Annotated in this window: 16 protein-coding genes and 1 tRNA gene; all 17 read right to left on the bottom strand. The window is 52.0% G+C overall.

Annotated features, from left to right (window positions below):
• Nucleotides 1–79 precede the first annotated feature (79 nt).
• A complete protein-coding gene (gene aroH / locus KXU80_RS01445) occupies nt 80–448 on the bottom strand; it encodes a chorismate mutase (RefSeq protein ID WP_219836541.1) in 369 nt (122 codons plus the stop codon).
• A 1-nt stretch (nt 449) separates the two neighbouring features.
• Nucleotides 450–1,556, bottom strand: a complete 1,107-nt coding sequence (gene aroB, locus KXU80_RS01440) for a 3-dehydroquinate synthase (RefSeq protein WP_219836540.1) — start codon at nt 1,554–1,556, stop codon at nt 450–452.
• Nucleotides 1,556–2,725 (bottom strand): chorismate synthase, encoded by a 1,170-nt coding sequence (gene aroC / locus KXU80_RS01435; protein ID WP_219836539.1) that lies wholly within the window; start codon nt 2,723–2,725, stop codon nt 1,556–1,558. The genes aroB and aroC overlap by 1 nt, the downstream gene beginning before the upstream one ends.
• Nucleotides 2,726–2,937: 212 nt before the next feature.
• Complete coding sequence (locus KXU80_RS01430; RefSeq protein ID WP_219836538.1) at nt 2,938–3,105, bottom strand: hypothetical protein; 168 nt, start codon at nt 3,103–3,105, stop codon at nt 2,938–2,940.
• Nucleotides 3,106–3,176: 71 nt separating this feature from the next.
• Nucleotides 3,177–3,959 (bottom strand): CheR family methyltransferase, encoded by a 783-nt coding sequence (locus KXU80_RS01425; RefSeq protein WP_219836537.1) that lies wholly within the window; start codon nt 3,957–3,959, stop codon nt 3,177–3,179.
• 45 nt (nt 3,960–4,004) lie between these two features.
• The gene (gene ndk / locus KXU80_RS01420; protein ID WP_219836536.1) at nt 4,005–4,448 is read right to left on the bottom strand and encodes a nucleoside-diphosphate kinase; all 444 of its coding nucleotides are present in this window, start codon (nt 4,446–4,448) and stop codon (nt 4,005–4,007) included.
• Between the two features lie 23 nt (nt 4,449–4,471).
• On the bottom strand, nt 4,472–5,446 hold the full coding sequence (gene hepT, locus KXU80_RS01415) for a heptaprenyl diphosphate synthase component II (RefSeq protein ID WP_219836535.1): 975 nt from the start codon (nt 5,444–5,446) through the stop codon (nt 4,472–4,474).
• Nucleotides 5,443–6,309 (bottom strand): menaquinone biosynthetic enzyme MqnA/MqnD family protein, encoded by an 867-nt coding sequence (locus KXU80_RS01410; protein WP_219836534.1) that lies wholly within the window; start codon nt 6,307–6,309, stop codon nt 5,443–5,445. Before KXU80_RS01410 ends, hepT begins: the two co-directional genes overlap by 4 nt.
• The gene (locus KXU80_RS01405) at nt 6,272–6,940 is read right to left on the bottom strand and encodes a UbiX family flavin prenyltransferase (RefSeq protein WP_219836532.1); all 669 of its coding nucleotides are present in this window, start codon (nt 6,938–6,940) and stop codon (nt 6,272–6,274) included. Before KXU80_RS01405 ends, KXU80_RS01410 begins: the two co-directional genes overlap by 38 nt.
• A complete protein-coding gene (locus tag KXU80_RS01400) occupies nt 6,934–7,809 on the bottom strand; it encodes a UbiA-like polyprenyltransferase (RefSeq protein ID WP_219836531.1) in 876 nt (291 codons plus the stop codon). Before KXU80_RS01400 ends, KXU80_RS01405 begins: the two co-directional genes overlap by 7 nt.
• Nucleotides 7,806–8,525, bottom strand: coding sequence for a demethylmenaquinone methyltransferase (locus tag KXU80_RS01395; protein ID WP_219836530.1), 720 nt, complete (start codon nt 8,523–8,525; stop codon nt 7,806–7,808). Before KXU80_RS01395 ends, KXU80_RS01400 begins: the two co-directional genes overlap by 4 nt.
• Nucleotides 8,526–8,536: 11 nt before the next feature.
• Nucleotides 8,537–9,406, bottom strand: coding sequence for a heptaprenyl diphosphate synthase component 1 (locus KXU80_RS01390; RefSeq protein ID WP_219836529.1), 870 nt, complete (start codon nt 9,404–9,406; stop codon nt 8,537–8,539).
• A gap of 79 nt (nt 9,407–9,485) precedes the next feature.
• Nucleotides 9,486–10,019 carry a hypothetical protein gene (locus tag KXU80_RS01385; protein WP_219836528.1) on the bottom strand — a complete coding sequence of 178 codons (534 nt, stop codon included), beginning with the start codon at nt 10,017–10,019 and terminating at the stop codon, nt 9,486–9,488.
• Between the two features lie 80 nt (nt 10,020–10,099).
• A complete protein-coding gene (gene mtrB, locus KXU80_RS01380; protein ID WP_219836527.1) occupies nt 10,100–10,327 on the bottom strand; it encodes a trp RNA-binding attenuation protein MtrB in 228 nt (75 codons plus the stop codon).
• A 134-nt stretch (nt 10,328–10,461) separates the two neighbouring features.
• Nucleotides 10,462–10,538, bottom strand: a tRNA-Pro gene (locus KXU80_RS01375).
• Between the two features lie 146 nt (nt 10,539–10,684).
• Nucleotides 10,685–10,960, bottom strand: coding sequence for an HU family DNA-binding protein (locus KXU80_RS01370; RefSeq protein ID WP_090976740.1), 276 nt, complete (start codon nt 10,958–10,960; stop codon nt 10,685–10,687).
• Nucleotides 10,961–11,233: 273 nt separating this feature from the next.
• Complete coding sequence (gene spoIVA / locus KXU80_RS01365) at nt 11,234–12,712, bottom strand: stage IV sporulation protein A (protein ID WP_219836526.1); 1,479 nt, start codon at nt 12,710–12,712, stop codon at nt 11,234–11,236.
• Nucleotides 12,713–12,923 lie beyond the last annotated feature (211 nt).

Genomic DNA, 12,923 nt, shown 5'->3' with positions numbered 1-12,923 from the left:
ATCAAGTATGAAATCACTATACACCAGCATAAATGCATTCGTCAATCCATATGGAGACGCAGATTTGTAATTGGTAAAATTAGGCCTTGGATAAATCAGGACGCAGCGCTCTGGCTCCGCCTAAATAAATATGCTCGACTTGTTCCTGAGTCAGATCCGTGTTCACGAGGACCATCAATCGAATGCATTTCTCCAAGCTTCCTTTTACAGGCACTTCCAGCGCGCACATCAACGGAACGAGATCCCATCCGCTCATGGCCCGGATCGCCCTAGCGGGAAATGTTGCATCCAGATCGCCTGTAACTGTTACAAATACACTCGCGATATCGCCTGGAACAATGCCGTTTGCACTTACGATACCGTTCAACAATTCAACGGTTGCTTGCAGAATGGGCTGTTCTTCGTTTACTTCTACCGTAATGGCGCCGCGTATTCCCCGTACACTCATCCTAGACGGCCTCCTGTTTCAATTGTTCCACGATCTCTCGAATTAATGATGTGGATACGGATTTATTAATCTCGACCTTCCCGACCGCGGTAGGAACGATAAATGTAATCGAGCCTTCAAGAAATTTCTTGTCATGCATCATCGCGCGCATAATTTCATCGGTATCCAGATGAATCGGCAAGCGAACGGGCAAACCGACACTGGAGAGAACACGCTTCGTCACGTGATAGATCTCTTCTGGTGCGCCAAGCCTTACGGCCACCAAAGCAGAGCCTACCATGCCGATCGATATCGCTTCGCCGTGCAGCAGCTCGCCGTAGCCGGCAACCGCCTCCAGCGCATGACCTATGGTATGGCCCAGATTGAGAATCGCACGAAGATCGTTCTCGCGCTCATCCTTCGATACGACGGCCGCTTTCACGCTACAGCCTTTGTAGAGCGCATAACCGAGTGCTTCCGCATCCAGCGCAAGCAGTTGATCCGCGTGCTCATCGCACCAAGCTACAAATTCCGCGTCCCAGATCAAGCCATGCTTGACAACTTCAGACAAGCCGGCTTTCACTTCGCGATCAGGCAGCGTTTGGAGTGTCTTCAAATCATACAAGACAAGCTCCGGCTGATGAAATGCGCCGATGATGTTCTTGGCCAGCGGATGATTCACCGCAACTTTGCCGCCTACGCTGCTGTCATGCGCTAGAATGGTTGTCGGCACTTGGACGAATTTGATGCCGCGCATATAGGAAGCGGCGACAAAACCGGCCAAATCGCCGACGACGCCTCCGCCGAGCGCCACGACGGCTGATTTGCGATCAAGTCCGCGCTCAAGCGCAGCTCCTACAAGCTTCTCCAACTGTTCCAGTGACTTGGAGCTCTCGCCTGCCGGTATGACGACGCTTGCGTGCATAAATCCGGAAGCCGTCAGAACGGATTCCAGATGGTTCAAATGGCGCTCAGCCACATTGGCATCCGTTATGACAAGCAGCGGTGATTTCTTGCTGATTCCGTGCTTCTCGAACAAACGTCCGGCCTCATCCAGCAAGCCTTCGCCAATGTAGATGGGATATGAACGTTCGCCTAGCTCGACGGTCAGCTCACGGCAGCCGCTCATTAGTAGCTCCTCAGCTGTTCAAGATAGTTGTTGTAGTTCGCCCGGATCTCTTCCATGGAATCGCCTCCGAATTTCTCAAGGAACGCCTTCGCTACTTCCCAGGCTACGACATGCTCCATTACGACACTTGCCGCTGGAACAGCGCAGCTGTCGGAACGCTCCACTTGCGCGGTGAACGGTTCTTTCGTGTCGATATCTACGCTTTGAAGCGGTTTGTACAGTGTCGGAATCGGCTTCATTACGCCGCGCACGACGATCTGCTCACCGTTCGTCATGCCGCCTTCAAACCCGCCCAAACGGTTCGTTGCTCGGTAATAGCCGCGTTCTTCGCTGTACATAATCTCATCATGAACCTGTGATCCGCGAATTGTACCTGCTTCGAAACCAATGCCGATTTCACAGCCTTTAAACGCATTGATGGACATGACCGCTTGCGCAATACGGCCGTCCAGCTTGCGATCGTATTGAACATGGCTGCCGAGTCCGATCGGTACGCCTTCCACGATGCACTCGACGATGCCTCCAATGGAGTCGCCTTCGGCTTTGATTTGATCGATATATGCCGTCATCTTCGCTTCCGTCTCCTGATCGACGACACGCACCGAAGATGCTTCCGTTCGCTCAATTAGCTCATCGAGCGGCAAGTTGTTCGCCGGCGCTTCGATCTCGCCGATTCGGATGACTTGCCCGCCGACTTTAATGCCGAATGCGGCTAGAAACTGGCGGGCTACCGCACCGACTGCAACGCGGGCTGCCGTTTCGCGGGCGCTCGAGCGCTCCAGTACGTTGCGAAGATCCTTCAAATTATATTTCAATCCGCCGTTCAAATCCGCATGTCCCGGACGGGGACGATGCACGCGGCGTTTCTCTTCGTCGCTGCCCTCGATCGGTTCGACATTCATAACCGTCGTCCAATGCTTCCAGTCGTTGTTCACTACGACAAGCGCAACCGGTGCTCCGGTCGTTTTGCCATGACGAACGCCGCCGACAACGTCTGCGGTATCTTTCTCGATTTGCATGCGGCGGCCGCGGCCATGCCCCTTCTGCCTGCGATGCAATTGAAAATTCAATTCTTCGAAATCAAGCTGTAGGTTGCTCGGCAGCCCCTCAATAATCGCCGTCAACTGTGGACCATGTGTTTCTCCTGCTGTCAGATAGCGTAAACTCACCGTAAAGCTCCTCCTTCATCCCGAACACCGCAAAGTCCAATTTCGGAAATGCATGTCTGCCTCAAATATCTTTGCTCATTATAGTATAGCGTCAACGCTTTGACAAGGAAAAGCGGTAACGACACGGGTGCATCAATTTCGGACACCCTATCCAAATAAAAAAGGCTGCCTGCAGGCCCCATTTGGCGCTGCAAACAGCTTTTGTGCGTACGTTATCCGTTTGCGGATTGCTTCCCCCGCTTAAACTGAGGGTCCGCATTCAAATTGGGATCACTCATAAGTCCATGCATTTGACTCGTGTCAATGCCAAGAATTTGGGCGCATTCCTGCACATTAATAAAACCGCGCCTGTACGCCGCAATCACTTTACGTTTGTCCATGCCGCACCTCCAATACTTTACGTTCGGATACGCTTAGTATTGGAGAAGTTGGAAATCCCTATACATGCCGGTTAAATCTTACGGCGGTAGAAGAACGTATCGGCCGACTCGAAGTCGTATTGGGCCGGAGAGAAAATCTGTTCCGTGCTCCCGACAAACAGCATCCCTCCCGGCTTCAGCGCCTGGGAAAATTTATGATACAGCAGATGCTTCGCTTCCTCGGTAAAGTAGATCATCACGTTGCGGCAGACGATGATATCAAATCCGCTGTCAAAGGTGTCATGCAGCAGGTTTTGCTGCTTGAACGTAATGATTTTCTTCAGTTGACTGGCAACGGCCAATTCGTCATTGTTCTGTTTCATGAAATATTTGGATAAATAATGGCTTGGAACATCCCGAATCGAGCGATCCTGATAAATCCCCTGCATCGCTTTTTGGAGTACAAGGTTATCAAGGTCAGTTGCAAGAATGGAGGTTCTGTCCTGCATGCCCATCTCGTGGATCAGCATGGAGAGTGTATACGGCTCTTCGCCCGTTGAACAAGCAGCACTCCAGATCTTGGCACGGCCGCCGGACTTGAACAACTCCGGCAGAAACTTCTTCTCCATCGCTTCCCAACGGCTCGGATTACGCCAGAATTCGGACACGTTTATTGTCATCCGATCAAGAAACTCGTTCAGCAGCTTCTTATCTTGATCCAGGTCCTTATAATACGCAGCAAATGAGTCGTATCCGTATTTTTGTCTGAGCGTAATGAGGCGGCGCTTCATTTGGGCTTCTTTGTACTGCGAGAGATCAATTGCGGTTTTTGCCTTAATCCGTTCAATAAAGAGCGAAAAATCTTTGTCTTCCACTATGATTCCCCCCGCTGCAACAGACACATGGTCACAAAATAAAGGTTAAATCCATTGCCCCATCGTTTGTGTATACTGAAGCAATTCGTGAGGGGCAAAGAAAATACCGATCTCCCTATTCGCGCTTTCCAGCGAATCCGAACCGTGAATCAGATTGAAATTGGTATGTACGGCGTAATCGGAACGTATCGTTCCCGGTGCCGCCTCCACTGCATTCGTCTTGCCGATCATTGCGCGCGTGAGGGCGATGACGTTATCCCCCTGCCATACCATCGCAAATACCGGTCCTGAAGTCACAAAGTCTACAAGCGGCGGATAAAAGGGCTTTCCGATGTGCTCTGCATAGTGGCGTTCCGCTATTTCCGGCGTGATTTGCATAAACTTAGCGGCAATAAGCTTTAACCCCTTACGCTCGAAGCGCGACACGATTTCCCCGATTAAGCCCCGCTGTACACCATCTGGCTTGACCATTAGAAATGTTCTTTCCATCTGAATTTCCCTCCTAGGCTCGTTTAGTAGTTTCGTTTCGCAATGAAATGCGCAATATCCGTTAAATTCTTTTTCGCCGAAATGCTCGGCAAGCCGCTCAGCGCGTCAATCGCTTTGTTGATGTACCTGGTAGCCATCTCTTCCGCGATACCGATGCCAGCGCTCTTACGTATAATGTTCAACGCCTTTTTGGTTTCCCCTGCACCGTTAGATGTATGAATATTATTTATTTCGACAAGAAGCTCCCCGGCGATCTTCGGCTCCTGAAGCGCGAGCAGTACAGGCAGCGTAATATTGCCTTGTTTAATGTCGGAACCAGGCGGTTTGCCGATCTGCTTCTCGGTGCCGAGCAGATCTAGCAAGTCGTCGCGGATTTGGAACGCCATGCCGACATTGTAGCCGAATCGGTACAACAGGTTAGCCGTTCTGCGGTCTGCACCTGATGCAATGGCGCCAAGCTGACAGCTGATGGCGATTAAAAGCGCGGTCTTGCGCCGAATGCGCAGCAAATAGTTGCGGACAGACTGCTCCGTGTTGAAGAAATCCCGAATCTGTTCCATTTCGCCGATGCACATCTCCACCATCGCTTTGGACAAAATTTGGTGGATTTGCGGATTTTCCAGCTCCGTCACGAGCGCCAGCGCTTTGCCGTATATGTAATCTCCTGTATACATCGCAATACGGTTGTCCCACTTCGACTTGACGGTCAGCTGACCGCGCCGGGTCTCTGCATTGTCAATGACATCGTCATGAACGAGCGAAGCCATATGAATTAGCTCAAGCGGGACGGCGACTCTCTCAAGCACACTGAGCTCATAGGTGCCGAACTTTCCGGCAAGCAGCACAAAAACAGGACGTATCCGCTTACCGCCTGCTTTGAGCAGATGCGTGGACGCATCACTTAAGAGTGCATGATCCGAAGTCACGCTGCGCGCAAGCTGACCCTCGATCGCATCCAAGTCGCTTTTCATTTTGGCGTAAATATCAAGTAGTTTCATTCGTTCACCTTAAGGGCAGCATGGTCTGCAAAAAATTGCAGCTGTACTTCATGCGGCAGCAGGCCCAGCTGATGCGCATAATCGAAATACAACATAAGTCCCGCCTGCTCGTCCGATCCGAAATTATAGTGCAGCTCGTTAAAATATCGAGTCCAATACGAAGCCTCGCCGCCTAACTGAGCGCAGGCTTTGGCCACCAGCGGTTCCAAGTTCCGCAAGCTTCGTTCCTTGCTCGTCGTCATGGCATGCAAGACCTCTGACACCGCTCTAGGATCCGCTTGCGCTATCTCCTTGCGAACGGCCACTAGCGCGAATGTCATGCCATAACCTGTCCAGTTGCGCCAAAGCTCGCCCAAGTCGATAACGGTAAGACCCCGCTCCTTATTGGCCCAAGAAGCATGAATCGCCGAATCGCCAATCAGCAGCGCTGCGTCCGCTTCCTCAAGCATCTCATCAAGCGAAGGCTCCATCGTCACGTAGGACGGTTCCGCTTTGTAGTAAAGTTTCATTAGGATTTTGAGCAAGACCACCGAGGTTGCCGACGTTGCCGTCAAGGCGATCCGCCCCATCAGCACTTCTTCAAGCGGCTTCTTCAGGAAGAGCAGAATGGAATTGACGCGCCCCTTCGCGCTGACGGACAAATCGGGGAAAACCAAGTAATCCTCGGCATTCGCCGCATAGGCGAAGGATGACATCGACGTAATGTCGATTTCTCCCTGCTTAAGTGCTCTGTTCAGTGCAGCCGGCACCCGTTTATCGATATGAAAACGTTCCGGCGGAAGCTGTTCTTCCGCGTAATGAAAAATAGGCCAAACGTTCGCATAGTCAATGCGACCGACGGTGATCGGGCGATTTAACCCCATGCTGTTCATCTCCCCATCTTCTGTACAAATCATGATCCAGCGGAAGCTGATCAAGCACTTTCCCGACTAAGAAATCAACCATATCATCAATGCTTTGCGGACCGTAGTAGAAAGCCGGCATCGCCGGAATGATTTTGACGCCAAGCTTGGCCAGCGTAAGCATATTCTCCAAATGAATCGCATGCAGCGGCGTTTCCCGCGGTACGATCAGCAGCTTGCGGCCTTCCTTCAGCATAACATCCGCGGCTCTCGTCATCAAATCATCCGAAATGCCGTGCGCGACGGAGGCCAGCGTCCCCATGGAGCAAGGCATAATGATCATGCCTTCAACCCGGAATGAGCCGCTCGCGATCGAAGCGCCGATATCCGCATTAGGATGAAGTACAAGCGTCCCGTTCTCAAGTGCGTCCGGGAAAGCGGCTGCGATCACCGCTTGTCGCTTCGTCGTTTCCCAGCCGAGCTCTTCCTTAAGCACGCGCCAGCCTGCTTCCGTAATAACGGCGTGAACGTCAACGCCGTTGTCTATCAACCAGCTGATCAATCGGATGCCGTAGATGGACCCGCTCGCGCCTGTAATGCCGACCACCCATCGTTTGCGGGACGCAGGCTTGATGCTCGCTTCAATTACCATTGATGCAACACCGCCAAATCAAGCAGCGTGAAGGCAAACAATATAATGCTGAGCGTGCCGTTCATAGTGAAGAAAGCGGTCTGTACGCGGCTCATATCGTCGGCTCTAACGATCAAATGCTCGTAGCAAAGTATAGCAATTGATGCGATTGCGCCGATTAAGTACAGCCAGCTTAAGTCCGTTAACCAATATAAGGAAATAAATCCAACAGCGGTCAAAGCATGGAAAGCACGCGCGATTTGCAACCCGCCGTTAACACCAAACCGCGATGGAATGGAATAAACGCCTTCCTTGCGGTCAAATTCGAAATCCTGACAAGCATAAATAATATCAAAACCGGCGAGCCAGCAAACGACTGAGCAATACAACACCCACGCTGCCGTCCCGAAGTGTCCAGTGACCGCGACCCAGCCGCCAAGCGGCGCAAGCCCGATCGTCAAGCCGAGCACCACGTGGCAAAGCCAGGTGAAGCGCTTGGTGTAGGAATACAGAACCAAGAAGAATACCGCGATCGGCATCAATTTGATACAGATCGGGTCAAGCTGGGAGGCTGCGATAAACAACACGACAAAGGACACCGCAATGAACAAGCTGACTTCGCCTGCACGCAGTAATCCTGCCGGAATCGCCCGTTTCGCGGTACGCGGGTTCTTGGCATCAATGACGCGGTCGATGACGCGGTTCAGCCCCATCGCTGCACTGCGCGCGCCGACCATGGCGAGAATAATCCAGCCGATTTCCGCCCAGCTTGGCAGCCGCTTCTCCAGCGCTACCGCTCCGAGAAGGGCTCCCATGAACGCGAATGGCAGCGCGAATATCGTATGTTCTACTTTGATCATTTCCAAAATAATGCGTGTTTTGCGAATCATGCGTTGTCCGTTCCCTTCGTCCCCATGTGTAAAGCCGCGATGCCGCCTGTCAGCGGATAGGCATGAACGTTGCGGAGGCCGATCTCACGGAATTTATCCGCCAGCTGATTGGAGTCCGGGAACGCCTTCAGCGATTCCGGAAGCCACTTGTACTGCTCGTACCGCTTAGCGAACAGCTTGCCTAATGCCGGCAAAATATGTTCGAAATAGAAATAATAAATGGATTTAAACGGCTGCCATACCGGCTTGGACAATTCCAAGCACACGACATGTCCGCCGGGCTTGACGACGCGCTTCATTTCGCGGAGCACCTGCTCCAAATCCGGTACATTCCGAAGACCGAAGCCGATTGTCGCGAAATCAAATCGGTTATCCTCGAAAGGCAGTTCCATCGCATTGCCTTGGATGAGCGAAATTTGCTTATCCAGTCCTTCGCGAACTACTTTCTGCTTGCCGACGTCCAGCATGTTCTGGCTGAAGTCGAGGCCCACCATGTCGCCGCTGCCGCTCGCGCGAGCCAGCGCTATTGTCCAATCACATGTGCCGCAGCACAGATCGATTGCGGTTTCTCCCTGCTTCACGCCCATCTTGCGCATCGTGAACGCACGCCAAGCTTTATGCCTGCGGAAGCTGAGCAAATCATTCATTAAATCGTATTTGGGCGCGATGCTCTCAAATACGGCATGTACATGTTGTTCTTTTGAATTGGATTGCAATTTAAGTCACCCTACCTTCTCTCGTTGAGGGCGGAAGCCGCCGGCAGGAGAGGACGCAAGAACGTCTCTCCGATCTGTTGCAGCTCGCGCATCAGCTTGTCGGACTCCAACTTCGAAACAATGCCCTGCATATGCGCTACGGATTGTCTCAGTTTGTCAGCCAGCTGACCGCGAACGTCATACGTAGAAATCAATGAAGCGATGAACGAAGGCTCATGCAGCTGTTCGGACAATCTGCGTTTCTCTTCTTCAGTTCCGACCTGGAGCACATGCCAGTAGGCCCAGCTGTCGCTGAACCGTTCCGGCTTCTCGCTGCGCATCAGCTCGTCCAACACGACCTCGCAGCGTCCGAAACCTTGCAGCAGCTCCGCCCAGATCCCTGACATCTTCTCATCCAAGATAGCCGTAAACGCAGTAAAAAGCTCGATCTTCAGCTGGACGCACTGGTTCAAGTACTCCTCGGCTGTCAGCTTGAGCTGCTTCATTTTCATGTACAGATTAACCTTGAGCTTATTTACTTCGCATACGCCGTCGCTGATTCGGCGGATCATGTCCACTTGACCAGCCTGAGCGAGAAGTTGATAGAACCTGCTGCTGAAGTAATCGCCCGCAAGCACCTTCAGCTGGCGCGAACGCATTTCTTTCTCGGCTAGCCGGCCTGATGCCGAATCAATCTCATCATGGGTATCCATACCCATCTGCACGAGAGAGACGACGAGCGAGTACAGCTCGCTGTGCAGCATCGGCGTACGCTGATTGGCCAAAAATGTGAAGAGCAGCCTGATTCTCGTTTCGGGGAAATCCGGCAGCTCTGTATGGGCTTGAATCATATCGTATTCAACGTACTTTTTCGCGATTTCGGGAATCTTATAAGGTTTCATTGGCCTAGCCTCCGGACAGTACAGCGAAAGATGGCTGCATTATAATCTAAACAATTATATCACTATGTTTCTGGTTTCGCTACAACTGAGACACGGACAAACGCAGGCGCTTCCGCCAGATTTCATCCTGAAACGGCTTTGCGGCGCTTAAGTTTGACAGTTCTGTGGACAACCACGCGTCGCTTCGTCTAACGTCAACGGCGGCGAGCAGCCGCACTTCGCTCCGGACATCGTCTGCTTCCGGCTGCAAAGGCGTAACGAAGCGCACAAGCACTCGGCTCACATTGTCCGTACGCTGGAAAGCAAGCTCGAGCAGCTGCTGTAAATCGCCCATCCATATACCAACATCATTCCCATATTCCTCATTCGATAAATCGACGGTCAGTATAGACCCGTTCCAAGCCACTTTCTTCACCTTTAGGTCAAGGCCCAGGCTCAGCATGGAATCCACGACTACTGACGTGCTGAGGCGTTTGAGCGGCACGGGATGGAATACCGACACATCGCTTTTCATTTGCATCATGCGGTGCTCTGTATTCGGTAACACAGTTATCGCCAGCGTAATCATCAGTGTGGCCGAACAAGCTAAGAGAAGTCCCTTCCAATGCGACATGAAGCATCCGCCTTCCGCATATCGAATATCCGCTTTCTCTTAGTGTACAAATTAAAAAAGCAGGCTATGCCTGCTTTTTTCTAACGTTCATCTTCTGTATCGACGGTGCCGTACTTGGTTATTACCGTAGCTTTGCCGCGAATTTTTATAGCAGATGTATGGTCCGTGAACTGGCAGATGAGCACTTCGCCCTTGTCGAGCTTCTCCGTGTGATGAAATTTCGTATCCTGCCCGCGAGTCAGGCCAATCACCTGTACGCCCTGTGCTTTCGCTTTCACCACAATATATTCGCCATTCAAGTCCGTCATAGGCTCTGTCCTCCTCAGGGGATTATGATCGCGTTCATCCATCGTTTCATTAAGCTTAATTCTTGCCGATAGTTTAAAAAACTGCCCTCGATCGCTTTCTCGAGATAGCAGCTGCTGGTGTTCCATGTCAATGCTGGTCGGGTGTACCGGATTTGAACTGGCGACCTCTACCACCCCAAGGTAGCGCTCTACCAAGCTGAGCTAACACCCGACGTTCGTATGGCTGCAAACCCAAGAACTGCAAACAACAGTCTACTGGAATTACCTGTACTTGTCAATAGAAACGGGCGGCCCTATAAATGAAAAACGCCCGGGCGCAAATTGCACCCGGACGTCATCAAACGGCAAAGCCGCTTCTTATTTGGAGACTAGATCTTTAAGAGATTTACCCGCTTTGAAAGACGGGATTTTGCTCGCTGGAATGTCGATCTCTTCACCCGTTTGCGGGTTGCGGCCTTTACGCGCTTCGCGGCTTTTCACCTCGAAGTTTCCGAAGCCTACCAATTGTACTTTATCCCCGCCTTGCAGCGAGTCGGAGATGGCATCAAATACGGCATCAACCGCTTTGGAAGCATCTTTCTTGGAAAGGTCAGTCAATTCGGCTACTTTCGCAATCAGTTCCGTTTTGTTCATTTCTTTCACCTCCCCTGACGGCAGCTCAAAAGCACATCATTATCATTCTGTTTTACCGAAACCCGAGAATTTATACCTGCAGGCATCAGTGCAAAGAAATTCCGTTATGTGCAATTCCTGCATACTGAACCCAGAACAGATTTATAGTAATACAGTTGGCTATGCGATTTCAAGAGGCTAAGCTCGTTTTTCGCGGTAGAATCGCTGTTTTTACGCGAATTATTGCATTATGGACGCAAAAAGAGACACGCCGTGTACGTGTCTCTTCCTGCTTTAGAGGATTATGGCAATGAGGCCGCCGGAGCCTTCGTTGATGATTCTTCCAAGTGTTTCCTGCAGCTTGTAGCGCGCATTATCCGGCATCATGGCGATTTTGCCTTGTATGCCTTCCCTCACGATGGAATGGAGCGAGCGTCCGAAAATGTCCGATTCCCAGATCTTGATGGGATCGTTCTCGAAATCCTGCATGAGATAGCGGACGAGCTCTTCGCTTTGCTTCTCCGTGCCGATGATCGGCGCAAATTCGGACTCCACGTCGACGCGGATCATATGGATCGAAGGAGCTGTCGCCTTCAGTCGGACGCCGAACCTCGAGCCTTGACGGATCAGCTCCGGCTCGTCGAGCGCCATCTCTGCAAGCGAAGGAGCCGCGATTCCGTAACCGGTCGTCTTGACCATCTCCAGCGCTTCCGCGAATCGATCATATTCCCGTTTTGCATGGGCGAAGTCCTGCATCAATTGGAGCAGATGGTCTTTCCCGCGAATCTCAACGCCGACGACTTCCATCAAGATTTGATCATAGAGTTCGTCAGGCGCATACAGATCGATTTCCGCGACGCCCTGCCCCATGTTCATGCCGCTGAGACCGGCCCTTGCAATGAACTCGTATTCCATGAACTGCGACACAACGCGGTCGACGTCGCGCAGACGGCGAATGTCCTTAACCGTATCGCGCACGGAATTTTCGTAGTTGCTGCGCAGCCAGTGATTGTCGTTCAGCACCATGACCCAGCTTGGTAGATTCACGTTCACTTCATGCACAGGGAACTCGTAGAGCACCTCGCGCAGAACGGACATTACTTCTTCCTCGCCCATCGATGCGACGCTGAGCGTGATAACCGGAATATCGTATTTCGCTTGCAGCTCGCTGCGCAGTTGAAGCGCCTCGTCGCTCTTCGGACGCGTGGAGTTGACAATCAGGACAAACGGCTTGCCGACTTCCTTCAGCTCGTTCACGACGCGTTCTTCGGCTTCTACGTAGGAGCTGCGGGGGATTTCGGCAATCGTACCGTCCGTCGTCACGACGACGCCCAGCGTGGAATGCTCTTGAATGACTTTACGCGTGCCGATCTCGGCAGCTTCCTGGAACGGAATCGGCTCTTCGAACCAAGGTGTTGTGATCATGCGCGGGCCGTTCTCGTCTTCGTAGCCTTTCGCGCCAACAACGGCGTACCCGACACAATCGACGAGCCTGATGTTCACGTCAAGTCCCTCGGCCACTCGCAGCTGCACGGCTTGATTCGGCACAAATTTTGGTTCGGTCGTCATAATCGTTTTGCCTGCTGCGCTCTGCGGCAGCTCGTCGATAGCTCTAACCCGATCGGCGTCATTCGTGATGTTGGGCAGCACAACCGTCTCCATGAACCGCTTGATGAAGGTTGATTTGCCTGTGCGGACCGCACCAACGACACCGAGGTAAATATCCCCGCCGGTTCGTTCGGCAATGTCCTTGAAAATGTCAACTTTCTCCACTGAATATCCCCTCCCAATCGTATTTCGCCTGTACATGGACGTACCGTTACTGCTTCCTCTCGTTGTTCGTCGTCAGGGTTCGCCGCTTGCGCGACGCAACTCGTACATGATTTTGGACTAGTAATAGCTTATTGCAGTTTCCTCCAGTTTATGACGACTGGAGCAATGAAATCTTTCGATTTCCAAGAGCCTCAGAGCCTCCGGCCTTCAA

The sequence above is a fragment of the Paenibacillus sp. R14(2021) genome (assembly GCF_019431355.1).
Lineage (GTDB): Bacteria > Bacillota > Bacilli > Paenibacillales > Paenibacillaceae > Paenibacillus_Z.
Note: the sequence above shows the minus strand (reverse complement) of the source record. Positions and strands in the feature narration are given on the sequence as shown.